Source organism: Tenacibaculum sp., from assembly GCF_048269885.1.
In the GTDB taxonomy this organism is placed as follows: Bacteria; Bacteroidota; Bacteroidia; order Flavobacteriales; family Flavobacteriaceae; genus Polaribacter.
The window spans coordinates 126,223-153,186 of sequence record NZ_JBLWTZ010000007.1; the positions used below are offsets into that span (position 1 = coordinate 126,223).

22 protein-coding genes are annotated in these 26,964 nt (G+C 33.3%); 12 read left to right on the forward strand and 10 right to left on the reverse strand.

Annotated features, from left to right (window positions below):
• Nucleotides 1-2 precede the first annotated feature (2 nt).
• Together ACN0WY_RS07355 and aspS are read right to left on the reverse strand one after the other, a co-directional pair.
• Nucleotides 3-1,766, reverse strand: a complete 1,764-nt coding sequence (locus ACN0WY_RS07355; protein WP_417799953.1) for an APC family permease — start codon at nucleotides 1,764-1,766, stop codon at nucleotides 3-5.
• 97 nt (nucleotides 1,767-1,863) lie between these two features.
• Nucleotides 1,864-3,618, reverse strand: a complete 1,755-nt coding sequence (gene aspS / locus ACN0WY_RS07360) for an aspartate--tRNA ligase (RefSeq protein WP_417799954.1) — start codon at nucleotides 3,616-3,618, stop codon at nucleotides 1,864-1,866.
• Nucleotides 3,619-3,798: 180 nt separating this feature from the next.
• Here aspS and ACN0WY_RS07365 point away from each other — a divergent pair, with 180 nt between their 5' ends.
• The 3 genes from ACN0WY_RS07365 (at nucleotide 3,799) to ACN0WY_RS07375 (ending at nucleotide 6,401) form a co-directional block, all read left to right on the forward strand.
• A complete protein-coding gene (locus ACN0WY_RS07365; RefSeq protein WP_417799955.1) occupies nucleotides 3,799-4,143 on the forward strand; it encodes a HopJ type III effector protein in 345 nt (114 codons plus the stop codon).
• A 131-nt stretch (nucleotides 4,144-4,274) separates the two neighbouring features.
• Nucleotides 4,275-4,496, forward strand: a complete 222-nt coding sequence (locus tag ACN0WY_RS07370) for a hypothetical protein (protein ID WP_417799956.1) — start codon at nucleotides 4,275-4,277, stop codon at nucleotides 4,494-4,496.
• Between the two features lie 168 nt (nucleotides 4,497-4,664).
• The gene (locus ACN0WY_RS07375) at nucleotides 4,665-6,401 is read left to right on the forward strand and encodes a M28 family peptidase (RefSeq protein WP_417799957.1); all 1,737 of its coding nucleotides are present in this window, start codon (nucleotides 4,665-4,667) and stop codon (nucleotides 6,399-6,401) included.
• On the opposite strand, the gene ACN0WY_RS07380 is transcribed toward ACN0WY_RS07375, so the two are convergent.
• From ACN0WY_RS07380 to pheS, 3 genes are all read right to left on the reverse strand, one after another.
• The gene (locus ACN0WY_RS07380) at nucleotides 6,388-7,752 is read right to left on the reverse strand and encodes an alanine/glycine:cation symporter family protein (RefSeq protein ID WP_417799958.1); all 1,365 of its coding nucleotides are present in this window, start codon (nucleotides 7,750-7,752) and stop codon (nucleotides 6,388-6,390) included. The two genes, ACN0WY_RS07375 and ACN0WY_RS07380, sit on opposite strands and share 14 nt — an antisense overlap.
• A 90-nt stretch (nucleotides 7,753-7,842) precedes the next feature.
• Entirely contained in the window at nucleotides 7,843-8,238 is a 396-nt protein-coding gene (locus tag ACN0WY_RS07385; protein WP_330487873.1) for a hypothetical protein, read from the reverse strand.
• A 166-nt stretch (nucleotides 8,239-8,404) separates the two neighbouring features.
• On the reverse strand, nucleotides 8,405-9,424 hold the full coding sequence (pheS, locus tag ACN0WY_RS07390) for a phenylalanine--tRNA ligase subunit alpha (RefSeq protein WP_330487874.1): 1,020 nt from the start codon (nucleotides 9,422-9,424) through the stop codon (nucleotides 8,405-8,407).
• Between the two features lie 191 nt (nucleotides 9,425-9,615).
• On the opposite strand from pheS, the gene gdhA reads away from it, so the two are divergent.
• A complete protein-coding gene (gene gdhA / locus ACN0WY_RS07395; protein WP_417799959.1) occupies nucleotides 9,616-10,959 on the forward strand; it encodes an NADP-specific glutamate dehydrogenase in 1,344 nt (447 codons plus the stop codon).
• A gap of 76 nt (nucleotides 10,960-11,035) precedes the next feature.
• Here the strand turns inward: gdhA and ACN0WY_RS07400 are convergent, their stop codons facing one another.
• On the reverse strand, nucleotides 11,036-11,365 hold the full coding sequence (locus ACN0WY_RS07400; RefSeq protein WP_330487876.1) for a hypothetical protein: 330 nt from the start codon (nucleotides 11,363-11,365) through the stop codon (nucleotides 11,036-11,038).
• 338 nt (nucleotides 11,366-11,703) lie between these two features.
• On the opposite strand from ACN0WY_RS07400, the gene ACN0WY_RS07405 reads away from it, so the two are divergent.
• Complete coding sequence (locus tag ACN0WY_RS07405) at nucleotides 11,704-12,663, forward strand: endonuclease/exonuclease/phosphatase family protein (protein ID WP_330487877.1); 960 nt, start codon at nucleotides 11,704-11,706, stop codon at nucleotides 12,661-12,663.
• A 51-nt stretch (nucleotides 12,664-12,714) separates the two neighbouring features.
• On the opposite strand, the gene glmS is transcribed toward ACN0WY_RS07405, so the two are convergent.
• From glmS to ACN0WY_RS07420, 3 genes are read right to left on the reverse strand one after another with little or no spacing between them, the layout of a single operon-like run.
• Nucleotides 12,715-14,571 (reverse strand): glutamine--fructose-6-phosphate transaminase (isomerizing), encoded by a 1,857-nt coding sequence (gene glmS, locus ACN0WY_RS07410; protein WP_417799960.1) that lies wholly within the window; start codon nucleotides 14,569-14,571, stop codon nucleotides 12,715-12,717.
• A 9-nt stretch (nucleotides 14,572-14,580) separates the two neighbouring features.
• Entirely contained in the window at nucleotides 14,581-16,134 is a 1,554-nt protein-coding gene (locus ACN0WY_RS07415) for a DUF4270 family protein (RefSeq protein ID WP_417799961.1), read from the reverse strand.
• On the reverse strand, nucleotides 16,134-16,949 hold the full coding sequence (locus tag ACN0WY_RS07420; protein ID WP_330487880.1) for a glycogen/starch synthase: 816 nt from the start codon (nucleotides 16,947-16,949) through the stop codon (nucleotides 16,134-16,136). Before ACN0WY_RS07420 ends, ACN0WY_RS07415 begins: the two co-directional genes overlap by 1 nt.
• Nucleotides 16,950-17,045: 96 nt before the next feature.
• Here ACN0WY_RS07420 and panC point away from each other — a divergent pair, with 96 nt between their 5' ends.
• From panC to ACN0WY_RS07445, 5 genes are all read left to right on the forward strand, one after another.
• Complete coding sequence (gene panC, locus ACN0WY_RS07425; RefSeq protein ID WP_330487881.1) at nucleotides 17,046-17,897, forward strand: pantoate--beta-alanine ligase; 852 nt, start codon at nucleotides 17,046-17,048, stop codon at nucleotides 17,895-17,897.
• A 96-nt stretch (nucleotides 17,898-17,993) separates the two neighbouring features.
• Nucleotides 17,994-18,344, forward strand: a complete 351-nt coding sequence (panD, locus tag ACN0WY_RS07430) for an aspartate 1-decarboxylase (RefSeq protein ID WP_028891458.1) — start codon at nucleotides 17,994-17,996, stop codon at nucleotides 18,342-18,344.
• 1 nt (nucleotide 18,345) lies between these two features.
• Nucleotides 18,346-19,296, forward strand: coding sequence for a lysylphosphatidylglycerol synthase transmembrane domain-containing protein (locus ACN0WY_RS07435; protein WP_417799962.1), 951 nt, complete (start codon nucleotides 18,346-18,348; stop codon nucleotides 19,294-19,296).
• Nucleotides 19,297-19,331: 35 nt separating this feature from the next.
• Nucleotides 19,332-20,693 (forward strand): DNA repair protein RadA, encoded by a 1,362-nt coding sequence (gene radA / locus ACN0WY_RS07440; RefSeq protein ID WP_417799963.1) that lies wholly within the window; start codon nucleotides 19,332-19,334, stop codon nucleotides 20,691-20,693.
• A gap of 106 nt (nucleotides 20,694-20,799) precedes the next feature.
• A complete protein-coding gene (locus ACN0WY_RS07445) occupies nucleotides 20,800-22,152 on the forward strand; it encodes a TlpA family protein disulfide reductase (RefSeq protein ID WP_417799964.1) in 1,353 nt (450 codons plus the stop codon).
• A 26-nt stretch (nucleotides 22,153-22,178) separates the two neighbouring features.
• Here ACN0WY_RS07445 and ACN0WY_RS07450 read toward each other — a convergent pair whose 3' ends face one another.
• Nucleotides 22,179-24,362, reverse strand: a complete 2,184-nt coding sequence (locus ACN0WY_RS07450) for a transglycosylase domain-containing protein (protein ID WP_417799965.1) — start codon at nucleotides 24,360-24,362, stop codon at nucleotides 22,179-22,181.
• A gap of 141 nt (nucleotides 24,363-24,503) precedes the next feature.
• Between ACN0WY_RS07450 and ACN0WY_RS07455 the strand changes: the two genes are divergently transcribed.
• A complete protein-coding gene (locus ACN0WY_RS07455) occupies nucleotides 24,504-25,697 on the forward strand; it encodes a hypothetical protein (protein ID WP_417799966.1) in 1,194 nt (397 codons plus the stop codon).
• Nucleotides 25,698-25,707: 10 nt separating this feature from the next.
• Complete coding sequence (locus ACN0WY_RS07460) at nucleotides 25,708-26,895, forward strand: hypothetical protein (protein WP_417799967.1); 1,188 nt, start codon at nucleotides 25,708-25,710, stop codon at nucleotides 26,893-26,895.
• Nucleotides 26,896-26,964 lie beyond the last annotated feature (69 nt).

Genomic DNA, 26,964 nt, shown 5'->3' on the forward strand with positions numbered 1-26,964 from the left:
TATCAAACGATTAATCGGACACCACCTAGTTCTTCAACTTTATAAGGAAATTTATTACTTGGAGCGCCTATAAACATAAAATTAATAGGGATATTCCATTTTTCAGAAAGTTCCTTAATAAGTTCAGGACTAAACTTTCCCTGAACAACTTGAAAGTTTACTTTAATCTTTGGGTACTCTCTATCTAAAAAAGTAATCTCATTAGGTAAATTTTCAGGAATTGTATCCCCTTCGTCAAGCGCTAATACAATTTTTATTTTTTTAGTGTGTTCATTTTTAATAATATAGAGCATAACCTTGTTCAGAGTAGCAATATTATCTCCTTTGGTAAAAAAGACGAACTCTTGATCGTTTATTTTATTAATGGTTTTAGTAATTTTTCTATCCATGCTTGAAACTAAGCGTCTCAAAGGGTTAAAAAGAGCATAAATTATTTGTAGTACTAGTTTTAATAAAACAGTACGATTTAGCATAATTATGATAAAAATTATAGTAGGGATAAAATAATTTAAAAAGACAGACGTGTTGCTAGGTAAACCATCTTTTGGTTCCATTAAAATATTACCTATTAAAGCGCATAATACAGCAACTATAGCTAATAAAACAGAAGCCCAAGTTGCCTTTTCTGGTCTAGGTAATTGATTTCTCCTTATTTTTAATAAAATATTTCCTATAGCAAACAATGCCATTACCGATAAAAAAGAAATAGTATATACACCAGCTAATAAAGCAACATTTCCATTCGTTATAAGTAACACAGAAACTGCCAGAATAAAGAATAAAATAATAATTCGGTAAGAACTACCTCTTTTGTTCTTTTTTAAGAAGAACTGAGGCATAATTCGGTCTAATGTCATACGTTCCAACAAACCTGTAACACCTACAAAGCTGGTTAAAACAGCTCCGCTTAATACTAAAAAAGCATCTATAGCTATAACAGCAGCAACCCAATCACCACCCACAAATTCTCCCATTTGAACTAATAAAGTATTTTGGTAATCAGCACTCTGTAAAACAGGGATTGCGAAAAGAGATAATGCAAAAACAGCCATTAAAGGGTTAATAATACTTACAATTACCCACATGTTTTTTAGTGTTTTTGGAAAAACCCCTTTCTGTTGTTCTTCAACAAAGTTTGCAGAACTTTCAAAACCAGAAACTCCTAACATAGATGCTGCAAAACCAAAAAAGATAGCATACCAAATACTGTTTTCAGATTGATGATTCCAATTGTTAAAGAGAATGTCAATTCCGTTTTGAGATAAATAAAAAACAATAAAAAAGGCAAGAACGACTAATGATAGTAGGTGAAATAAAAAAATTCCGACAGCTACTTTAGCCGATTCTGTTATACCACCAATAGTTAATAAAGCAAAAAACAATAAAAGTCCAACAGTTGCTATAATAATAGGCATTGAGGGAATTAGATGGTGTAGGTAATGAATAGCTTCATTGGCAGAAATGACAGCAGTAGCCATATAAGAAAGTATGGTAAGTGTTGCGGCAAAAGAAGCCATTAACTTACTTGTGGTATTCAATAAAGCATTGTAAGCACCACCGTTTAACGGCATTGCACCAACTACTTCCCCATAAATTTTCCGAAATAAAAATAATACTACTGATACGATTAATAGCGTTATCCATGCATATTGACCAGCAAACGCAATAGCCAATGCTGATACATACAAAACAGAGGAGCTGATGTCGTTACCACAAATAGCGGTTGACTCTAATTCATTAAGCTTTTTAGAGATAGCTTGTTTCATAATATGTTATTGGTTTGTTTTCGTGAAGTTTAACCTTTTCAAGACGTACATTAAAGGTAATAAAAAACCCTGCAAATTTTGCAGGGTTTTTATTTTTTTAAGATTTTACAGCTAGTTTGATGCTTAGTTCTTGTAGTTGTTCATCGTCTATAGTAGCAGGTGCGTCTATCATTACATCGCGCCCTGAATTGTTTTTAGGAAAGGCAATAAAGTCTCTAATGGTTTCTTGACCTCCTAAAATAGCTACCAATCTATCCAATCCAAAAGCCAAACCTCCGTGGGGTGGTGCTCCGTATTCAAAAGCATCCATTAAGAATCCGAATTGAGCTTTCGCTTCTTCTTCAGTAAATCCTAAATGCTTAAACATGATAGCTTGTGTTTCTTTATTGTGAATTCTAATAGAACCTCCACCAATTTCGTTTCCGTTTAACACTAAATCGTAAGCGTTAGCTTTTACAGCTCCTGGATCAGTATCTAATAAGGCTAACTGACCTGGTTTTGGAGAAGTAAATGGGTGGTGCATTGCGTGGTAATGCCCTGTTTCTTCATCTAACTCTAATAATGGGAAATCGATAACCCATAACGGAGCAAACTCATCAGGTTTACGCAAACCTAAACGTTCTGCTAGTTCCATACGTAACGCACTTAATTGCGCGCGAACTTTGTTAGTATTTCCTGAAAGGATACAGATTAAATCTCCAGCCTTCGCTCCTGTAGCTTCAGCCCATTTAGCTAAATCTTCTTGGTCGTAGAACTTGTCTACCGATGATTTAAAGCTTCCATCTTCGTTACACTTTACATATACCATTCCTAAAGCTCCTACTTGCGGACGCTTTACCCAGTCGATTAATTTGTCAATCTCTTTACGAGTGTATGAAGCTCCCTCTGGAACAGCAATACCTACTACTAATTCAGCATCGTTGAATACTTTAAAGTCTTTGTGCTGTGCTACTTCGTTTAACTCGCCAAATTCCATTCCAAAACGGATGTCTGGCTTGTCGTTACCATATTTACGCATGGCTTCATCAAACGTAATTCGTGGGAATTTGTCTACTTCAACTCCGTTGATTTCTTTTAGTAAATGACGTGTCATTCCTTCAAAAATCTCTAACACATCTTCTTGCTCAACAAACGCCATTTCACAGTCTATCTGTGTAAACTCTGGTTGACGGTCGGCACGTAAATCTTCATCTCTAAAACACTTTACAATTTGGAAGTATTTATCCATACCACCTACCATTAACAACTGTTTAAAAGTTTGTGGCGATTGTGGTAAGGCATAAAACTGCCCTGCATTCATACGAGAAGGCACTAAGAAATCACGTGCTCCTTCTGGAGTAGATTTAATTAAATAGGGAGTTTCCACATCAATAAATCCTTTGTCAGATAAATATTTGCGAACTTCCATTGATACTTTATGACGGAAAACCAAGCTGTTTTTAACTGGGTTACGACGAATATCCAAATAACGATATTTCATACGTAAATCTTCACCCCCATCCGTTTCATCTTCAATAGTAAAAGGAGGTAATTTCGCTTCGTTTAAAATTTCTAGGGTTGATACTAAAACTTCTATAGCACCTGTTGGAATATTGGGGTTTTTAGATTGACGCTCAATTACGGTACCTGTTACTTGTACAACAAACTCACGCCCTAAGGTTTTTGCTTTATCTAGTAACTCTTTAGAAGTACGCTCTTCGTCGAAAATTAACTGTGTAATTCCGTAACGATCACGTAAATCTACCCAAATCATAAAACCTTTATCACGTGATTTTTGTACCCATCCAGAAAGGGTTACTTCAGTATTAATGTGCGATGCTCTTAACTCGCCACAAGTATGCGTTCTGTACATTTTTAAAAGTTTTTTTCTCGCGTAGCGAGATTTCCTACAAATTGTCATTCCGAAGGTATTTCGGAAACTTGAAATTTTTGCTGTGCAAATTTAACTATAAATGTTAGTTTGTAAAAAATTACTACGGGTTAGTTTTTACGAGTTTTAATCTTTTGTTTTGCAGCATAAAACCTTTTTAAAATGAGACTAGATAGATTTAAACAAATCATAGAAAGTACACCAGAAAAAGTTGAATTTTCTGATACTATGTTAGTGATTGAAAACGTATATAATTTTACACCCACTGCCTTTAAAAATGGAGATTTATACAATGAAGCTGAAAAAAATCAAGGTTCATGTAAAGTGTTTTCGTTTGCTATACAACAAGGGTTCAGTAAAGAAGAAACCTTGGCTTGTTTTGGACAGTATTATTTTGAAGATGTTTTAAAAAATCCTGAAAGAACAGATCATCAAAACATTAGAAATTTTATAAAAACTGGTTTTGAAGGCTTATTTTTTGAAGGAGTGGCGCTAACAAAACGTTAAGGATTTTTTTGAGAGTTAGTCTGTTTCTTCTATTCCAAAGTCAGCTTCAATATCAAAGGAACTCTTTATAAAGTAATTAGAGCTTTATTGTTTATTGATTTTTTCGTAAATTATAGGGTAATTTGATGGTTATGAGGATTTCGGCGATGTTTTTGGTGTTGTTTGTCACTGTTTTTTTATTGGTGCTAACTGCTTTGGTCTATACTAATATAGGCTTTAGCTGGATGTTTGTACTTACAGTTATCGGTCAACTACTAGTAGTGTTAATGGTTTACAAAGTATTAAAAGACCATTACACGACCGATAAAACCTTTGAAGACTTTTATGAAGATCATCCGATAGGGAAAGAGTAAAACTACATAAAGAAGTAGCAACAGCCTCTTAAAATTCATTCACTTTTAATTTCAATACAGTTTACAGTTTTTTGTAACAACTTAAAAAAGTTGTCGTTAGTAAGAAAGCAAAATAGACAAGCACAAGAAGACTTAAAAAGTGTACATTTAAAGCCACAAAACTCCGTTATGCAAAAAAAACGTTACCTATTACCTGTTGTCCTTTTATTATTTATAAGTTGTAAGAAAGAAAAAACAGTTCCCGTTTTAAATACCTCTAATTATTTCGATATTTTAAATGAAAAGTTTACTGGAGATTTAGCCTATGAAACAACTTCTTTTGTAGAAAAATATTGGCGTGTTGTTGGTAACACAGGCTTTAATAAAAGTGTGTACAAAATTGCTGAAGAATTAGAAAAATCAGGTTTTGTTAAGGAAGATAGTGCTGCGAGTAATGACGTTTTAACTTACAGAATAGAAAAAAGATCCTTAAAAAAACCTACTTGGGAATCTGTGAACGCTTCTGTAAAGATAGTTGGAGAAGAGATGCCTCTTTTACAACATAGCACCAATAGAAATTTGATTGCTTTAAACTCTTACAGTACCCCTAAAGAGGGAGTTAATGCAGAGGTTGTTTACGTTAAAGACTTAAAAAAAATAAAAGACTTAGATGTGAAAGGAAAAATTGTTTTTGCAGAAACAAGTCCTCATAGCATTTTTAATCAAGCTATTGTAAAAGGAGGTGCTTTAGGACTTATTACCTATAGCAACCCAAAATACTTACAACCTCAAAAAAATACTACGTCTATTCAATTTAGAACGATCCCATTAAATGAAGAAGTAAAATCGTGGGCAATTGCCATGTCTTATAAGGCTAAAGAAAAATTGAAAGAGGAATTATTAAAAGGAAAAGTATCTTTAAATGTAGCTATAGAAACTAATATTTATCCATCAGAAGAACTAACAATTATTGCCGATATAAAAGGGAATAAGTTCCCTAAAGAGCGGTTGGTTTTTAGTGCTCACATACAAGAATCTGGAGCAAACGATAATGCTACAGGAGTTGGAGTTGCTTTAGAAATGGCTACACTTACAGCTGAACTTATTAAAAACAACATATTTGTACCTAACAGAACCTTAACTTTTTTATGGGGTGATGAAATTATTTCAACAAACAGGTATGTGAAAGAAGATAGTATAAGAGCAAAAGATATTAAATGGGGAATTTCTTTAGACATGGTTGGGGAAGATACCCAAAAAACAGGGGGTACATTTTTAATTGAAAAAATGCCTGATCCTAGTGCAATTTGGACAAGAGGTAACGATAAGCATACTGAATGGGGAGGACGAAAAATGAAGTTGGAAGAAATGACTCCGCACTATTTGAATGATTTTTTAATTGATAAATTCAAAGAACAAGGAAAGAGAACAAATTGGGTGGTGAATACCAATCCGTTTGAAGGAGGAAGCGATCACGTGCCTTTTTTGAAAAGAAACATTCCAAGTGTTTTGTTTTGGCATTTTACCGATCAATTTTATCATACCGATAACGATCGAATCGATAAAGTATCTCAAAAAACGTTAAAAAACGTAGGGGTTGCCTCATTAGCTTCAGCATATACCTTATTAAATGCGGATGGTGTTACAGCAAAAACAATACTTCAAGATATTGAAAAAGTAGCGATATCAAGACTTCAAGAAGAAAAGAAGCAAAGCGAAATTGCATTAAAAAAGGGAGATTCGTTATCAACCCAATTATCCATTATTTCAGCTTGGAAAGACTGGTATATCAATTCAACCAAGACAACCTTAGATGTGGTTAAGGGTTCAACAAAACATCAAGAATATATAAAAGAGGTATCAGAGAAAATAGATTCTCTATCGTCTAAAATTAGTGAAGAGCTTACACGTATTAAAACGAATTAGTTTTTAGTTTTTGAAAATATTTTCTAGCTTCTCTCTTTACTTTTGGAGCTAAAATTAGCGTGGATAATACTGTAGGGATTGCCATTAAAGCATACGCACTGTCAATTAGATTGATAACAAAGTCTAATTTGATGATAGAAGCCACTACAATGGTAAAAATATAAATGTAGTTGTAATTCTTTCCTATTTTGGTATTGGTTAAAAAACTCAAGCAACTTAGTCCGTAAAAGGAGTAAGTAAACAGGGTTGAAAACGCAAAAATCAATACACAAATGGTTAAAATAACACTTCCTATGTTATAAGGAAGTACCGCATCAAATGCAGCTAAGGTCATCGAAATTCCGTTGCCTTCAAAACCTTTCCAAACACCCGAAGCTAAAATAGCCAAGGCAGTTAAAGAACAAACCAATAGTGTGTCAATAGCAGGGCCTAACATAGCAACCAATCCTTCACGGATAGGTTCTTTGGTTTTTGCGGTTCCGTGCATCATAGGGGCGGTACCTAAACCGGCTTCGTTAGAAAATGCAGCACGTTTAACACCAGTAATTATCAAAACCCCTAAAGCACCTCCTAAAACAGATTTTCCTGAAAAGGCATCTTCAAAAATTAAAGAAAAAATAGCAGGAACTTGTTCCATTCTTAAAAACAGAATAGTTAACACTGTAATAAGGTATATGACCACCATTACAGGAACTAATTTACCTGCAACACTACCAATTCGTTTAATTCCCCCAAAAATTACCATAGCTACAATAATGGCAATGGCAATACCTAGTAATAATTTTGCAGTAAAATGATTGGTTTCTTGTACATGAAAAACATCAATCAATGTCTGAGTTAATTGGTTTGCTTGAAAAGCAGGCAATGTACCTACCAATCCAGCAGCAGCAAAAAATACAGCTAAAGGTTTCCAGCGCTTTCCTAAACCTTCTGTAATTACATACATTGGACCACCTTTTACATTTCCTTCTTCATCTTTTCCACGATACATAACCGACAAGCTACAGGTAAAAAACTTGGTTGCCATGCCTACAAAAGCACTTACCCACATCCAAAAAATAGCACCTGGTCCACCTGTTGCAATGGCAATGGCAACACCACTGATATTTCCCATTCCTACCGTAGCAGCGATAGCAGAAGATAAAGCTTCGTAGTGTGATAAATCTCCAGGAGAATCAGCTTTGTCATACTTTCCTCTTAAAATGGCAATAGCATGACCGATGTATCTAAAAGGAACTAACCCTGAGTACATAAAGAGGTATAAACCGCCACCAATTAATAAAATTAGTAAGGGAATTCCCCATACCCAAGAAGAAAATTGAGCAACTAAGTCTTGAATGTTTGCAAACATAAAGTGATATTTTAAGCGAAAGTACTAAAAGTGAGTATAAACAAAAGAACGATAGCTGCGAATTAACAACTATCGTTCTTTTGTGAATTTTTACTTACAAACAATTCCTCTTTTTCCTAAGAACTCAATATCTCTTAAAAAACCTTCTTGAATAGTTTCTGCTTGAAAAATAAAGGTCTTATCATGTAATCTATTGTTTTCAAAAAAGGTCACCTGAAAACGGTTGTCTAAATCGAACAATTCAGGTTGCATCAATTCAAATTTTTGATAGCTGTTTGCAGGTAATTTATCTATTTTTCTTCGGAAAACAGAAGTAGTTTTAGTGTCTGAGAATCCTTGAGAAACAATAACGACCATTTCTAAATCGACATCTTTCTTGTTAAGAATGTATACATTCCAATCCTCTTTACCGTCGATTTCATTGGTTTCTAAAACTACAGCGATTTCTACATCGGTTACTTTAGGAATTTCAATATCTTTTTTCATTGAATGTTTCTTTAAAAGGAAAGACGAAAGTTGAGTGCTTTCGTCTTTTATATTGTTTGAATTTATTTAAAAATCAATTAAATAGGGGGAAGCTTACGAGATGTTTAAAGGATATACGTCTTAGCATTTAAATCAAATCTCAATACCCTTGGCTATCGCTCTGCTATTAAATTACAGATTTAAACTGCTCTAAGAAACGTTTGTCATTTTCGTAGAACATACGAATATCTGGAATTTGGTATAACAACATGGCAATACGCTCAATACCCATTCCAAAGGCATATCCGCTATATTTAGTTGGATCGATATTACAGTTCTTTAATACATTTGGGTCTACCATACCACATCCCATAATTTCTAACCAACCTGTACCTTTGGTAATTCTGTAGTCGGTTTCAGTTTCTAATCCCCAATAAATATCTACTTCAGCACTTGGCTCAGTAAATGGGAAATATGACGGACGTAAACGTATTTTAGATTTACCAAACATTTCTTTGGTAAAGTATAATAAGGTTTGTTTTAAGTCAGCAAAAGAAACATCAGTATCAATATACAATCCCTCTACTTGATGGAATATACAGTGTGCACGAGCAGAAATATCTTCATTTCTAAAGACACGCCCTGGAGAAATGGTACGAATTGGAGGTTCGTTGTTCTCCATATAACGTACCTGAACTGATGAGGTATGTGTTCTTAGTAAGGTATCAGGATTCTTTTCAATAAAGAAAGTATCCTGCATATCACGTGCTGGGTGATATTCTGGTAAGTTTAAAGCAGTAAAGTTATGCCAATCATCTTCAATTTCTGGTCCTTCAGAAACGGTAAAACCAATACGGTTAAACACTTCGATAATTTGATTTTTCACTAAAGAAATCGGGTGGCGTGAACCTAAGTTAATTGGTTCTGACGGACGCGTTAAATCACCATAAACACCCTTTTCTTCAACAGCATTTTCTATAGCCTCTTTTAAAGTGTTTACCTTTTCTTCAGCAGAATTTTTAAGTAAATTAATGGTTTGCCCAAATTCTTTCTTTTGGTCGTTAGGTACATTTTTAAACTCAGCAAACAACTCTTTTAAAATTCCTTTGCTTCCTAAATATTTAATTCTAAAGGTTTCAATTTCTTCTTTTGAAGTGGTGTTAAAAGCATTTACCTCTCCAATCAATTCTTTTACTTTGTCTAACATAATCTTTCCAAAAGTTAAGGTGCAAATTTACGTTTTTTTGTGTAAAAAAAAGGACTTTTAAGAGTGTTTGCAAAAACACCAATAAAATAAGGGAAATAAACAGTAAAATAGAAATTAACGAATCGTAAAATAATTATATTTGCATAGTAAAATTGTTAATATTATAAAATAACAGAACAACAACTAAGTTTATGGAATCTAAGATACAAGCATTTATGGATTACGTAAAAGAGCGTAATACATATGAACCAGAGTTTTTGCAAGCTGTACATGAAGTAGCAGAAACAGTAATTCCGTTTATAGAAAATAATCCAAAATATCAAGATAAGAAATTACTTGAGCGTATGGTGGAACCTGAACGTACTATTATGTTTAGAGTACCTTGGGTTGACGATAACGGAGAAACTCAAGTAAATAGAGGGTATAGAGTTGAGTTTAACTCAGCTATTGGTCCTTATAAAGGAGGATTACGTTTTCATCCTTCAGTAAACTTATCAATCTTAAAGTTTTTAGGATTTGAGCAAGTATTCAAAAACTCATTAACTACCTTACCAATGGGTGGAGGTAAAGGAGGATCTGATTTCAACCCTAAAGGAAAGTCTGATCGTGAAGTAATGGCTTTTTGTCAATCATTCATGACTGAATTAGCACGTCATATTGGTCCTGATACTGATGTTCCTGCTGGAGATATTGGTGTTGGAGGTCGTGAAATTGGTTACATGTTTGGTCAATACAAGCGTTTGCGTAACGAATTTACCGGAGTATTAACTGGTAAAGGAGCTTCTTGGGGAGGTTCATTAATTCGTCCTGAAGCGACAGGTTATGGAGATGTGTACTTTGCTGAAAACATGTTAAAAACTAAAGGAGATTCTTTCGAGGGTAAAACTGTAGTTGTTTCTGGTTCTGGTAATGTAGCGCAGTATGCTACTGAAAAAGCAACTCAATTAGGAGCTAAAGTGGTTACTTTATCTGATTCTTCAGGGTATATTTACGATGAAGAGGGTATTGATGCTGAAAAATTAGCTTTTGTACAAGAGTTAAAAAATGTAAAACGTGGAAGAATTCACGAATATGTAGAGAAATATCCATCAGCAAAATTCTTTAAAGGAGAAAGACCTTGGGGAACCAAGTGTGATGTAGCTTTACCATGTGCAACTCAAAATGAGTTAAATGGAGAAGAAGCGAAGGCATTAGTTGAAAACGGATGTATCTGTGTGGCAGAAGGAGCCAATATGCCATCAACTCCTGAGGCTATTGAAGTATTCCAAAATGCAAAAATCTTATTTGCACCTGGAAAAGCTTCAAACGCAGGAGGTGTAGCAACATCTGGTTTAGAGATGTCTCAAAACTCTTTACGTTTGTCTTGGACTCGTGAAGAAGTAGATACTAAGTTACATTCTATTATGAATAACATTCACGAAGCTTGTGTAAAGTATGGTACACAAGAAGGTGGGTATGTTGATTATGTAAAAGGAGCAAATATTGCTGGTTTTGTTAAGGTTGCAGATGCAATGCTTGACCAAGGAGTTGTATAATTTACCGAATAGTCATATCAAAGCCTCATAGAATTCTATGAGGCTTTTTTTATTAGGGGATGATCGTAGGTAATGACTAATTACTGCTTTTCTGTATAGTTAAAGGCATTTTATAAATATGGTTCTTTACCGTTAACTCTTTATTAATTAATTTATAATTCAGTCTGTTTTTTACATAGTTGCAAACTTGCTCAGTATCACAGTTCACATTTAAAATAACTATTTCACCGTTTTTGTTTATTAAAAACTCTACAGTAGTTTTTACTTCCTTATCAAGGATGAAATTTGGGTTTCCTAATAGTTCGATAATTTTTGTTCTAATTTGTTTCTTAGCAGGATTTTCGTTTATTGAAAATACTGAGGTACTCATCAGAGTAACAAACACGAATACGAATAACTTTTTCATTTTTTAGAAGTTTAGGGTTTTGTTTAAGTTTTTGTGTTAAAAAATAACAGTGTAAAAGTATTGTAAATGAGTTGTTTAGGTAGTTTTTATTCGTTAATAAAATATTGTTTTAAAGTAAAACATATAGAAGGGTGTAAGCGATTTTACATCTTATTAATATTGACTATTTTTTCATTATTACTTTTCTTCTTTAGGAAGTTATTAAACAATTCAATAATTTTTATGAAAATCAATAAGGTTGTTTTTAAAATTTAGTCCAAATCATTAATCATAAAGGTTAGCTTTATGTTAGATAACGTCCTTCATTTTCGTATTTTCGAAAAACAAATATTTTCTAAATGATAAGAAACAAGAGAAAAAATAGGTACACAATTGCTTTTTATAATGTGGAAAACTTATTTGACACAGTTGATAATCCCCATACTTATGATAATGATTTTACACCAAATGGTAAATTAAAATGGAACAGGGATAAATACAGTCATAAACTTAGAAAAATTACATCTGTAGTTAGTCAATTAGGAAAAAATCAATCAGCATATCCACCAATTATAGTTGGTTTGGTAGAAGTGGAAAATGCCAATGTTGTTAAGGATTTAGTACAGCATCAAAATTTATCAAAGTTTAATTATGATTATGTTCATTATGATTCTCCTGATGAAAGAGGTATAGACGTTGCCTTGATGTATAATAAAGACTTCTTTGAAATACTATGCTCTAAAACACACTCACTTTTGTTAACAAATGATGATGGAGAGGTAGATTATACACGCGATTTATTGGTGGTTAAAGGAAGGTTTAATGATGAAATAATATACGTTTTAATCAATCATTGGCCTTCACGTAGAGAAGGAGTAATGGAAACGGAAAAGAATAGAATAAAAGCAGCGCAATTAACACGAAGTGTTATGGATGCAATCAAGGAGGAAGAGAGAGGGGCTAAATTTATTGTCATGGGAGATTTTAATGATAATCCGATTAGTAAAAGTATAGCAGAGTACTTAATGTCCGACGACTTGTATAACCCTATGAAATCCTTATATGATATGGGAATTGGAACAACTACCCACTATAAAGAATGGCATTTGTTTGATCAAATTATATTTTCTAGGGATTTTTTTGATTTAGGAAAAAGTAAGCATAGTTTTTTACATGCTAAAGTTTATAATAAAGATTGGTTAAAAATATACAAAGGGAAGTATGAAGGAAGTCCATTTAGAACCTTTATAGGGCCTTTTTATAAAGGAGGTTTCTCTGATCATTTTCCTGTTTATATTACGCTTGAAAAAGAGGAATAAAAAAAATCCTGAGAAATTTCTCAGGATTTGTATTTTAAATAAAAGCAATTATTACTCAACGGTAACTGATTTTGCTAAATTTCTTGGTTGATCAACATTTTTGCCCAACATTACCGCTATGTGATATGATAGCAATTGAAGAGGAATGGTGGTTAATAAAGGAGAAAAAGCTTCTTCTGTATCTGGAACTTCAATTACATGGTCGGCTATTTCTTTCACTGTTTCGTCACCTTCAGTAACGATTGCGACTATTTTTCCACTTCTAGACTTAATTTCTTGAATATTACTTACTACTTTTTCGTAATGTCCTCTACTTGTCGCAATCACAAAAACAGGCATGTTTTCATCAATTAAGGCAATCGGTCCGTGTTTCATTTCAGCAGCAGGATAGCCTTCAGCATGGATATAAGAAATTTCTTTTAATTTCAATGCACCTTCTAAAGCTACAGGGAAATTAAATCCTCTACCTAAATATAAACAGTTTTTAGCGTCTTTATAAACAGCAGCTATTTCTTTCACCTGAGCATCTATTTTCAATAAATTCTCTACTTGAGCAGGAATTTGCTGCATCGTTTGTAAATAAGTATTTACCGCAGATGTAGCTAAAGTTCCTTTTGCCTGCGCTAATTTTAAAGCTATTAAAGAAAGTACTGTGATTTGCGTTGTAAATGCTTTGGTTGAAGCAACCCCAATTTCTGGACCAGCATGGGTGTAAGCACCAGCATGTGTTTCTCTTGCGATAGAAGAACCTACTACATTGCAAACTCCAAAAACAAAAGCTCCTTTAGATTTAGCTAACTTTATGGCAGCTAAAGTGTCGGCGGTTTCTCCAGATTGAGAAATAGCAATTACTACATCTTTTGCAGTTATGATAGGATTTCGATACCTAAACTCTGAAGCGTATTCAACTTCAACAGGAATACGAGCCATATCTTCGAAAAGATATTCTCCAACTAAACCTGCGTGCCATGAAGTACCACAAGCTACAATAATGATTCTGTCTGCATTTAAAAATTTAGACATGTTATCATCAACACCAGCCATTTTTATAATGCCTTCGTTAGCTAACATTCGACCTCTGTAGGTGTCTATAATAGCTTTAGGTTGTTCATATATCTCTTTCAACATAAAGTGATCGTAACCACCTTTTTCAATTTGTTCTAAGCTTAACTGTAGTTTTTGAATATTCGCATCAATCTCTTTGTCGTTTTCAATTTTACGAACCTTTATTCCTTTGTTTTTTTTGATAATTGCCAACTCACCATCTTCAAGGTAAATAGCATCTTTTGTATATTCAATAAAAGGAGAAGCATCTGAAGCGACAAAAAACTCTTCGTTGTTTTTTCCAACCCCAATGGCAATTGGACTCCCTAAACGAGCGACCACTAATTCATTTGGTTTGGTTTTGTCAAAGACAGTAATAGCATAAGCACCAATTACATTGGTTAATGCTAACTGAACAGCTTTACCCAATTTGCATCCTTCACTTTTTTTAACTTCTTCAATAAGATTTACCAATACTTCTGTATCGGTATCACTTTTAAAAACATAACCTCTTGAGGCTAATTCTTTTTTAATAGTGTCATAGTTCTCAATAATACCATTATGAACAATTACCAGGTTGCCAGATTGAGAAAAATGAGGATGAGAGTTTACGTCGTTAGGAACACCATGAGTTGCCCAACGAGTGTGACCAATACCTATTTGTCCTTTTTTTCTTTCCTCTTCTTTGTTTGTAATTACCTCTAAGTCAGAGACCTTTCCTTTGGTTTTTGATAAATGCATCGTTTCGCCATCATACATCATAATACCGGCACTATCATAACCTCTATACTCTAAGCGTTTTAATCCGTTAATTACAATCGGGTACGCCTCTCTATGTCCAATATATCCTGTGATTCCACACATAACAATTTCTTATTTTTCTTTTGAATATGATATTTTTAAAACCGCTCTTTTAGTTCCATTTGCAGCTTCGTTTCCGTTGAATAAAGTTACTGCCCTAGGATTCCAATTATAAGATTTAACTGATGTTGTTAAAATATTATTATTTACAGGTGAATCTGTAGGATTATAAACTTTTAAAACCAATGGATCAGTCGTTATGTTTTCTCCTCCAGATAACAGTTTTGATATATAATCGGTAATTCTAAAGGTATATTTTTCAGGAGCATCATCATCTGTTTTCTGTAAACCACCACCATAAGAGCTAGGGTCAACATATGCATCTGTTAACTGTGTAGATGAAATACCTCCTGTTTCGTTCTCCTTATTTTGATATAAAAATAATTGTTGAGGAGTCGTATTAGCATCACTGTTAATTGTTTGGTTTATGTAGAAAGTAAGTGATGCATCATTAATTAACCAATTGTTACTTTTTAATTCTTGAACTTTTGATTCGTCTAAGATTTTAACTTCAGCCATGCTACCAGCAGTTCCTTGAATAACGAAGTTATTAGCAGGAGCTGGGTTAGTAGCAGGAGTCATTTTATAATAACTATTCCTTATTCCAGATAAAGGGAAGCGAAATACCCCTTTTGTAGTTTTTTTAATTGTAGCACCGTCCATACTAGATTTAGTGTATAAGAAATCTATAGAGGGTGTTGGACTTACAGAAGCTAAATCGAGAGGAACCATAGATCCGTCACTTCCTGTAGCAAGTATCTTAATTCCTCTAAAATAATCATCAAAAGCTTCTTTAGATGCGAATTCTGGAGCTTCGAATTTATCCCAAAATAAATCTTTCATTTTGTCAAAATCTAACGGAATTGCCAAAAACGGAACTTTAAGGTTTTGTGAGTTTGAAGCTCTAATGGTATCTTTATATGTATCAGTACTTGTCAATGAAGTAGACCTATCAATTCTATCAAAAATAAACAGAGTATCAGTAGCCTTAGGTTTTAATTCGTATGCCCCTCCTCCGTCATTCAATACATTGTTGCCTAAGTAGTCATTATTAGAAAGAAAAGTGTTTCTTTTAGAAGGATCACTAGGGTTTAATATATTTAAGTAAGTTTCATTTTGTAAAACTTGAATAGAAGTTGCAATATTAGGATTGCCTAAAACAGAGTCTAATTTAAAACTAGTTACGCCGTCAGTTGTTCCTGTCGAGGTTGCTTGGTATGGGATTTTTAAGACCACCTTATCAAGGTTAAATGCAGTGGTATCAGTATCCTTATTATTAAGGTTTATAACATATCCAATTTGAGAAATTATTGAAGCCTCAATTTTTTCTGCATTAAGGTTGTTATATACACCTAACCAATACTCATTAATGTTAGCATTGATATTGTCAGCTTGTACGCTTTCTATATCTATTGGAGTTATTTCAACATCCAATAAGATTTCTCCAGTTTCGAATTTATCGTTGTTAACAACATTCGTTCCAATCTCACTAAAATCTTTTTCACAAGACGTAATAGTTGCTAAACATAGCAAGCTAATACCAAGTACACCAATTTTTCTAATCATTATTCGCTTAATTCTAAAACGTTCTCTTTATAAAATTCTAAATATGCTTCAGTTAAAGTTTCCTCCGATTGAAAGTCTAAGATCTTCACATCACTTTCATCCATGAAAGCCTCAATTTCTTCAGGTAAAACCTCGCTACCTTTTATGATAGCATCTGAATTTTCAATAGCGCTTTTTAAAATATTAATATGACTTGGTGTTTCAATTGTTGCTACTTTAGAATCGTCAACTTTATCAAAGCGAACTTTGTTAGCTAACTCTTTATTCAAGTCTTCAATATCACTATTGTAAAGCGAAGTTACAATCTTGCTTTCAGCAAACAATGGCTCTTCTTTATAAAATTCTCTTAAATACAAAGGAAGTAATGAAGCCATCCACCCATGAACATGAATAATGTCAGGAGCCCAATTCAGCTTTTTAACAGTTTCAACAACACCTTTGGCGAAGAAAATCATACGTTCATCATTATCATCAAATAACGCATCATCTTCGTCAGAATATACAGCTTTACGCTTAAAATATTCATCGTTATCAATAAAATACACTTGCATTCTTTCTTTAGGAATCGAAGCAACTTTAATTATCAAAGGCATGTCCATGTCGTTAATAATTAAGTTCATACCCGATAAACGAATAACCTCATGTAACTGATGCCTTCGCTCATTAATCACCCCAAATCGAGGCATGAATATACGGGTTTGAATTCCTTTAGAATGTGCATTTTTAGCAACGTTAAATGCGGTAGACGATAATTCTGTTTCTGGTAAATATGGTGTTACCTCTGATGAAACATATAAAATTCTCTTATCCTTCATTAAATCGGTCTCTTTTATTGAAGGTGCAAAAATACGAAATTTAATGCAAAAATCGTGTTAAATTGCTAATTTTGCATGCATTTCAATTAAATAACAATGAAAATTTTCACAAGAAAATCCGAAATAAAAGAGTTTTTATCCACCCAAAAAAAGGATAAAAAGTCCATCGGGTTTGTCCCAACTATGGGAGCTCTGCATCAAGGGCATTTATCGCTTATTAAAAGAGCCAAAAAAAAGAATGATATTGCAGTGGTTAGTGTCTTTGTAAACCCTACACAGTTTGATAATAAAGAAGATTTAGAGAAATACCCTAAAACGTACGAAAGTGATGTAGCGTTGTTGGAATCTGTAGATTGTGATGTGTTATTCTTTCCTTCAGTAGAAGAAATATACGCCGAAAATGTAACTTCTGAAAAGTTTGATTTCGATGGATTAGAACATCAAATGGAAGGAAAGTTTAGAGACGGTCATTTTGATGGAGTAGGAACGATTGTAAAAGCACTATTTGAAATAGTGGAACCAAATACCGCTTATTTTGGTAAAAAAGATTTTCAGCAACTGCAAATTATTAAAAAATTAGTAGAGAAATACAAACTTCCTGTAAAAATTAAAGGAAGACCCATTTTTAGAGAAGAAGATGGATTGGCAATGAGTTCTAGAAATACTCGTTTAAGTAAAGAACATAGAGAGACAGCGCCATTTATTTATAAGACATTGAAAAAGGCGAAAAAGAAATTTGGAGCAAATAGTCCAGAAGAATTAACCAAATGGGTAGAACAACAATTTAAAAAACATCCGTTATTTGAGTTAGAATATTTTACCATAGCAGATGAAAAAACATTACAAACGGTAACAGAGATTAAAGAAAATACAAAGTATCGTGCCTTTATCGCTGTTTTTGCTGGAGATATTCGCTTAATTGATAATATTCGTTTAAAGAATAATTAAAAACTTAGTGTTTAAGGTTTAGAAGGAGGTTTGTAATAATGTTAAAATCATCAAAAAACAACCTAGTATTCATTAAAAAACAATTATTTTTGCAGCATGTTAGTACAAGTAGTAAAATCTAAAATACACCGTGTTAAAGTAACTAATGCGGATTTAAACTATATAGGAAGTATCACCATTGATGAAGATTTAATGGATGCTGCTGGAATTATTGAAGGTGAGCGTGTACAGATTGTGAATAACAATAATGGAGAGCGTTTAGAAACTTATGCAATTCCAGGGCCAAGAAAGAGTGGAGAAATTACATTGAACGGAGCAGCAGCTCGTAGGGTTCAAAAAGGAGATGTACTTATCTTAATTGTATATGCTTTTATGGAGTTAGAAGAAGCCAAAAAGTTTAAACCACAATTAGTATTTCCTAACGAAGAAAACAACTTGCTAGAATAGTTTGAGTTTATCAGTCAAAAAAATTACAAAAATAGGATTACCTCTCATTTTGGGAGGTATTTTAGTTTGGTATATGTTTACCATAATACCACCAAAAGACTTACTAGAATACTTTAAAAATGCGAACTATTGGTGGATAGTTTTAGGATTGTTTTTTGGGGTTTTAAGCCATTTATCCCGCGCCTACCGTTGGAAGTTTTTATTAAATCCGATAGGTTATTACCCGAAATTTGTAAATAGCACACTTGCGGTTTTGGTAGGTTATTTAGTTAATTTGACAATTCCTAGGGCAGGAGAAGTATCACGTGCAGCGGTGATGACTAACTATGAAAATATTCCGTTTGAAAAAGGTTTTGGAACCATTGTGGCTGAACGAATGGCAGATTTAATTATGATGCTAAGCATTATAGTAATCACACTCTTTGTACAATTTGATTTTATTTTTGAATTACTAACAAAGAATTTCGACCCTATTAAAATAGGAATTCTTTTAGGGGCTTTAGTTATAGCATTTGTAGTTTTTACACGGCTTGTAAAAAAGGCGCAGTCTGGAATTGGGTTGAAAATTAAAAACTTCATTTTAAGTTTATCTGAAGGCGTTTCTAGTATATTTAAAATGGAAAACAAATGGGCATTTATTTTCCATACGGTGTTTATTTGGTTAATGTATATTGCTATGTTTTGGGCTACTATTCCTGCAATAGAAGGACTAAATGTTTCCTTTGGGGCTGTTTTGGTTGGTTTTATAGCTGGTGGTTTTAGTATAGCTGCTACTAATGGAGGTTTAGGTTTGTATCCTGTTGCAGTGGCTAGTGCGTTTGCTTTGTTTGAATTGCCTGAAAAGACTTCACTTGCTTTTGGAAGCGTAATGTGGGCTTCACAAACGTTAATGATTATTGTCTTTGGAGGGTTGGCGTTTTTGTTCTTACCCATCTACAATAAAAACAAATAGTTTTCTTTTCTTTGTAAGTAAATCTTACAAATCGAATGGCAAAAACCAAAACAACTTTTTTCTGTCAAAACTGTGGAGCTCAACATGCGCAGTGGGTGGGGCAATGTGGCTCTTGTAAACAATGGAATACTATTGTTGAAGAAGTCATTCAAAAAGAAGAAAAAAGAAATTGGAAATCGCCATCAAACGCACAAAAAAGAGTCGCAAAACCTTTACGAGTTGAAGATATTCAACTGAATCCAGAAGAGCGTTTTGGTACTAAAAACCAAGAATTAGATACGGTTTTAGGAGGTGGTTTGGTCAAAGGTGCTGTGGTGTTATTAGGTGGGGAACCAGGAATTGGTAAATCAACCTTGTTGTTACAAATCGCTTTACAAATTCCGCAAAAAGTGTTGTACGTGTCTGGAGAAGAAAGTCAATCGCAGATAAAAATGCGAGCAGAACGTATCGAAGGAAAAAATCCTAACTGTTTAATTCTTACAGAAACCAACACCCAACAAATTTTTAAAAATATTGAAGAAGTTCAGCCAGAGGTATTGGTAATAGATTCTATTCAAACCCTACATACAAACACAATTGAAGCGTCACCAGGAAGTATTTCTCAAATACGAGAGACTTCAGCAGAATTGATAAAGTTTGCGAAAGAAACTGCTACTCCAGTATTGTTAATTGGGCATATCAACAAAGAAGGACATATTGCGGGACCTAAGATTTTAGAGCATATGGTGGATGTAGTATTACAATTTGAAGGAGACCGAAATCATACCTACCGAATTTTACGTTCACAAAAAAACCGTTTTGGCTCTACTGCCGAGTTAGGGATTTACGAAATGTTATCAGATGGATTGCGAGAAGTATCCAATCCTTCAGAAATCTTAATCTCGAAAAAAGATGCCGATTTAAGCGGAACAGCTATTGCTTCAACTTTAGAAGGCATTCGTCCGTTGATGATCGAAATTCAAGCCTTGGTTTCTACAGCGGTTTACGGAACGCCACAACGAACTACTACAGGATATAACCTAAAACGTCTGCACATGATTTTAGCAGTGTTAGAAAAACGTGCGGGTTTCAAGTTAGGAGCAAAAGATGTGTTTTTAAATGTTACGGGTGGAATTCATGTAGACGACCCAGCAATAGATTTAGCAGTAGTAGCAGCGATTTTATCGTCAAATCAAGATTTAGCCATCAATCCCGATGTGTGTTTTGCAGCCGAAGTAGGTTTAGCAGGTGAAATTCGTCCTGTTTCTAAAATAGATCAGCGCATTACCGAAGCTGAAAAACTAGGCTATAAAACCTTTGTAACCTCAAAATACAACAAGATTACCAGTAAAAACCATTCTATAAAACTGATTTTAGTAAGTAAGATTGAAGAAGCTTTTGCTACCTTGTTTGCTTAAGGGAGGTGTATCCTTACAATGTGTTAAAATTGTTAGTCTTTGTGGTGTATAGTAATGAAATAGATTGTTACCTTTAGCGCGTTTTTGTAATTAATTACCAACACAAATGAGTAAGTTTATCCATACTTTTTTTGCAGTTTTTATTAGCTTATCTGCAATTGGAAATTCAGGAAAAGTAAATATTTTAGGACAAGTAAAGAATCATTCATCTGATCCGATTACTATTACATACCTTAATAATCAAAAATTAACATTTACTGAACTTGATGTTGATGGTAAGTTCAGTATTTCTGCTGAAATAGAAGGAGGTTATTATTTCCTTAAATATGGACGTAATACCATTTACATTTATCTTAACCCTAAAGATGAGTTGAGTATTTTTTTTGATGCTAAAAACTTTAAAGAAACTCTTGTTTTTAAAGGTAAAGGAGCAACACGAAATAAATACCTTGCTAAGAAAGCAGAAGTAGAAGAAGAACTAACCAAAGATTTTGAAGCTTTTTATAAAGTAGGTGAAACAGTATATCTCAAAAACTTAATGAAAATTAAAGATGCTCATTTAGCTTTATTGTCTCAATATGATGTTGAGAGATTTTTTGTAAAAGAGGAAAAAAAATCATTAGAGTATGAAAGACTTCTTAATATTCAAAATTATAAATCAAATTATAAGTTTTATTTAGGAGATGATATTATACTTTCAGAGAATTTTTATGAGCCAATAAAAAAAGTGAATCTCAATAATGATAAGGATTATAAAAAACAGTTATACTATCGTTATTTGGTGAATTCTGTTTGGAGTAAACGTGTAGATGCAGCCCCTAATGTAGATGAAATGTTAAATGTTTTACGCAGGGTTCCATCAAAAGAATTAGCTATTAGTTTAGTGAATGGGTTTTATTCTAAAATAACAATCAAGGAGGATCGTGCAAAAGATTATCTTGATCTTATTAAAAGGGTTACCAATCACCAACCTTTTATTGAAGCTGTTGAAAAAAAATATGAGAAAATAATTAATTCAAAAGCATTAAACGTAGGAGATGCTTCACCAGAGTTTAGTTTTGAGAATGTAGGAGGTAAAGTGTTTAGTTTAGAGAGTTTTAAAGGGAAGTATGTTTACATTGATGTTTGGGCAACTTGGTGTACACCATGTATTAAGCAGATTCCTTATCTGAAGGAATTAGAGAAGCGTTATCATGATAAGAATATTGTATTTGTGAGTATTTCTGTAGATAAGAAAGAGGATAAGGATACATGGAAAAATATGATAAACGATAAAGCACTAGTAGGGGTGCAATTATTTGCTGATAAATCATTTGAAAGTGATTTTATGAATGCCTACGCAGTAACTTCTATTCCTCGTTTTATTTTGATTGATCCTCAAGGTAAGATTGTAACAACTGAAGCACCGAGGCCTTCTTTTGATAAGACAAAAACTCTTTTGGATGAACTGTTGAATTAGAGGTATAACTTTTTAAAGTATTAAACTTATTCCTTTTTCTTTCCAAAAAGTCTGTTGAAAAACCCTTTAATTCCTTTTTCTCTGTAGGGAGTACAGTCTATTGACGAAGAAATTTCATCAGGAATATCAAAAGAGGTTAAGTATTTTTCCTTTAGTTCAGGGTTGTTTTCAATTTCTTTTAGAATGTTAGCAACAATTGGTAGGGCTAAAGAAGAACCAGAACCATTTCCGCTAGTAAAATGTATGTCATTTTTAGAAGTTCCTACCCAAGTTCCGAGAACAATATTTGGTGTATACGCCATAAACCAAGCGTTGGTATAGTTTTGAGCAGTACCTGTTTTACTGGCTAACGGACTTTTGATTTTATACCTGCTTCTTATACTGGCTCCTGTTCCTTGTTCTACCGCTTGTTGTAAAATGGTATTTAGTGTTTGCGTACTTTTTTCTGTAAATACTCTTTCTGCCTTTTGTTTTTCACTTTCATAAATGATATTTCCCTCTTTGTCGGTAATCTTGTTAATCATATATAGGTCATTCATTTCACCTTTATTAGCAAAGGCACCGTAGGCTCTTGTAGCTTCAAATAGTGATAAATCTAACGTTCCTAAAGCAATAGAAGGAGCATTGTTTGTGATTTCTGGAAATAGTAGCTTTTCACAAGCGTTGATTAACCATTCCTTTTCTAATTTAAAATATAGATTTACACTAGGGATGTTCATCGATTTAATTAAGGCATACCACATGGCAACTTTTTTATCAGGAGTAGTGCTATGATCGGCATTTTGTGGCTTCCAGTTATCGTATTCTGGATAGGTTTTTTCTTCGTTTTCAAAATAATCACAAGGAGAAATTCCGTTTTCCAACGCTGTAGCATACAAAAACGGTTTAAATGCCGAGGCTATTTGGCGGTGCGATAGCACCATATCAAAAGGAAGCGTGTTAAAATTATTACCACCCACCCAACTAATTACGGCTCCGTTTTTCGGGTTTGTAACCAAAACAGAAGCATTTAGCATTTTATCATAATACCAAAGGCTATCAATTTTATTACCAGTAATGGTCTTTGTACTATCCCAATCAAATAGTTGAATAGTTCTATTTTGCTTATCCTTTTCTGTGAATTGCTGCTTTTGTAGCCATCTACTTTTTAGTCTGTTTGAAGCTAACTCTTTGTCTAGTTGTTGTTGTTTGACGATGAGTTGCTCTTTAGCAGCTTTTTCCGCAACTTTTTGAATCTCATAATTCAGCGTCGTATGAATTTTTAAACCGTCGGTTTCTAAGTTATAATTGCTGTTAGAAGTTTCATTGCTCTTTTTTATGAGTTCAGCAGCTTTTTTCTTTACCTGATAGGTAAAATAACCGGCCGTTGTGTTGATATCAAGGTTATGATAGTTGAGTGTAATAGGTAGTTTTTGTAAACTATCAGTAACTTTATTGTTTAAATACGCTTCGCTATTCATTAACTGAAGAACCGTGTTTCGACGTTTTTTAGCATTTTCTGGATTCAATCTAGGATTGTAATAGGTGTTAGCCTTTAGCATCCCTACAAGTACTGCGGATTCTTCAATGTTTAATTCACTGACTGATTTGTTAAAAAATCGATTAGCAGCCGATTCTACTCCGAAACTATTTTCGCCAAACGGAACCGAATTCAAATACAATAACAATATTTCATCTTTACTGTATAACTTCTCCATACGACTAGCAATGATGAGTTCTTTAATTTTGTTAATAGGCATGCTCAAAAATCCATGATACTGCCTTCCGTAGAGGTTTTTAATTAGTTGTTGTGTAATTGTACTTCCACCACCTCCAGAGGCGTCTTGTAATAGAATACTTCTAAAGAAAACGCGCGCATAGCTTTGACCATCGTATCCGTTATGGGAATAGAATCGCTTATCCTCTGTAGCAATGAGTGCTTTTTTTAAGTGATTTGGAATTTGAGTTAGTTGAACATTAGTTCTATTCTCAGCAAATATTTTCCCGATAATTACCTCGTCTGATGAATAGATTAAAGAAGCTTCTTCGTTTATGACAGAGGTTAATTCTTTTTTGTTGGGTAATTTACCAAACACTTCAAAATACACTAAAGAGAATAACAATACTACTAAAAGAACTCCAAACAGTACAACTCCTGTTATATATTTTAATACAAGGGTTAGTTTCTTATTTTCTTTAAGTTGAAGTTGTATTTCTTTGAGTGTTTTCATTGTGTCATTAAACGATGATTAGTTGGTAAAATTGTAAAAATACGACCAATATTATAGGTGTAAAACTTATTTAATATCAAGTATAAACAAACTCCAAAAAAACGATATTTTTGTGATTTAAACGTAAAAACCAAAAATGTTATGAAAAAATTATCAGTTTTATTACTGTGTTTATCCTTTTGTTTTCAAATTAAGGCGCAGTCTGTATCAAATACCACCTTTACAACTTCTGATGCTGGATGGTTTCAGGTAGGAAAATGGACTTTGGGGCAAAGGGGTTCTGAACGTGTTGTAATTTCATTGAACGGAGGAGCGTATACACCTCAAGAAGTAGTTATTGATGTTTTTAAAGATTGGTCTACAAGCTTTTTGATGGATGTAAAAGGGGTTAGAAATGGATATGTTGAACAAATTAGAATTACAAAAGACGATACTTACTATTATTTAGAAGCTTATTTTGATAGAGCTATAAGCCAAAGTAGTTCTCTTCATTTGCATAATATTGAAGGAAAAGCTAGTGGCTTTGTATTAAACTCTGGAGCATTACCAGTGAGTACTGGAAGCGTGTTTTACGAAACAGGAGATATTCAATTTAAAACGATGTTCTCTAATACATTAGACTTAAGAAATAAACTTTTTGTAAATGGTGATGTTGGAATAGGCACAACAAACCCAGAGGCCAAGCTACAAATTAAAGATGCAGGAACTTCAGGTGTGACTACTTTACAATTAAATAATAGAATGAAATTTAGGGGAGATGGCGTGTTTACTTGGGGGAATACAGCGGATCATGGATTGTTAAGTTGGGAAGCAAGTAAAACGATTGTAGGTGCACAGTCAACTAAAGATCTTAGTTTGTTTGCCAATGGTACTGAAAAAATGATTATAAAAACTAATGGAAACGTTGGTGTAGGAACCACAACTACTGGATCTCATAAGTTAGCTGTAGAAGGTTCTATTGGAGCAAGAGAAATAAAAGTAGAAGGAAGTGGTTGGTCAGATTTTGTTTTTGAAAAAGAGTATGAGTTACCCACTTTAAAAGAGGTAGAGAGTCATATTAAAGAAAAAGGGCATTTAAAAGACATACCTAGTGCGAAAGAAGTAGAGAAAAATGGCTTTTATTTAGGAGCAATGGATGCTAAATTGTTACAGAAAATTGAAGAACTAACTTTGTATACAATTCAACAAGAAAAGAAAATAAATAATCAGAAAAATAAGTTGGACAATCAGAAAGAAAATTTAAAGGATTATAAAGAGCTATTAAATCAACAGGCAAATGAAATTGAGAAGTTAAAAGAGTTAGTAAGAAAAATATTAAAGGAAAGTAAACTATAATCATTCTTAAATGAAAACGAAAATTAAAATTACTGTTATTGCTATAACAGGGTTTGTGCTTACGATAAAAGCACAGACAGGAGAGGGAGACAATTATTTTAACGGGAATAATTTTTATAAGGGAATTAGCTGGCAAGCTATTAAGTCTAGATTCTATAGTTACGGAGGAAATGGTTCTGAAGCCAAATGGTTATTACATAATATTCCAGAACAAGGAGGACGTTTTGTTGTTGTGGCTGGTCCAGTGGGGCAGACAGGGAATAGTAATGTTGCTTTTTCCATAGAGGGTAATAAAAGTGCATTATTTACTGGTAATGTTGGAATTGGAATTACAAGCCCTGATAAACAATTAACAGTGAACAGCCAGATTAAAATTCTAAAGTCAGGGGATGCAAGAACATCTGGAGATAAAGCAGAATTAATTTTTGGAGAAAAAGATTCTGACTCCTATTCAGGAAATATTCGAATTGAAAATACAAATTCTAATCCTGGATATGTAAATCCAAAGATGGTTTTTTCTCTCCAAGATTATAATAGTAGTACTTTAGATAAAGTAATTGATAGGATGACAATTCTTCCAAATGGTAATGTAGGAATAGGAACTTCTAGTCCAGCAGCTAAATTACACATTCAAAATGGAGGACAAGCTTTGAGTTTCCTTAGAGGAAGTAACACTAGTGGTTACACTTTAGATATTGGAGTAAATGATGACGGAGTTAACTTTACAAATAGTTCGAGTGTTAGAGGGTTTAATTTTCATAATGTAAACGGAGATCTTTTAAAAATTTCACATAATGGAAACGCTGCATTAAATGGAAAGTTTGAATCAAAAGAAATTAAGGTAACTAATACCCCGACTGCTGATTTTGTTTTTGAAGAAAGTTATAACTTACCAACTTTAGAATCAGTAGAAAACCACATAAAAGAAAAAAGACACCTACCTGAAATAGCATCCGCTAAAGAAATGAAACAAAATGGTGTTAATGTTGGTAGTTTTCAAATTCAGTTACTTCAAAAAATAGAAGAGTTAACCTTGTATACGATTGCGCAAGAAAAGAAATTACAATCTCAAAACAAAGAGATTGAATTGTTAAAGGGGCAACAAGCAAGAATTGAAAAGCTTGATAAAGAGAATAAAGTTTTAAAGGCCTTATTAGAAAAGGTGAATCGATTGGAGAAGTTGATTGAAGAAAAATAAAAATTATCGTACTAATAAAAACCTGCTATTTTATCGTTGTTCTTAATGATAAGTACAGGTTATTTAAAA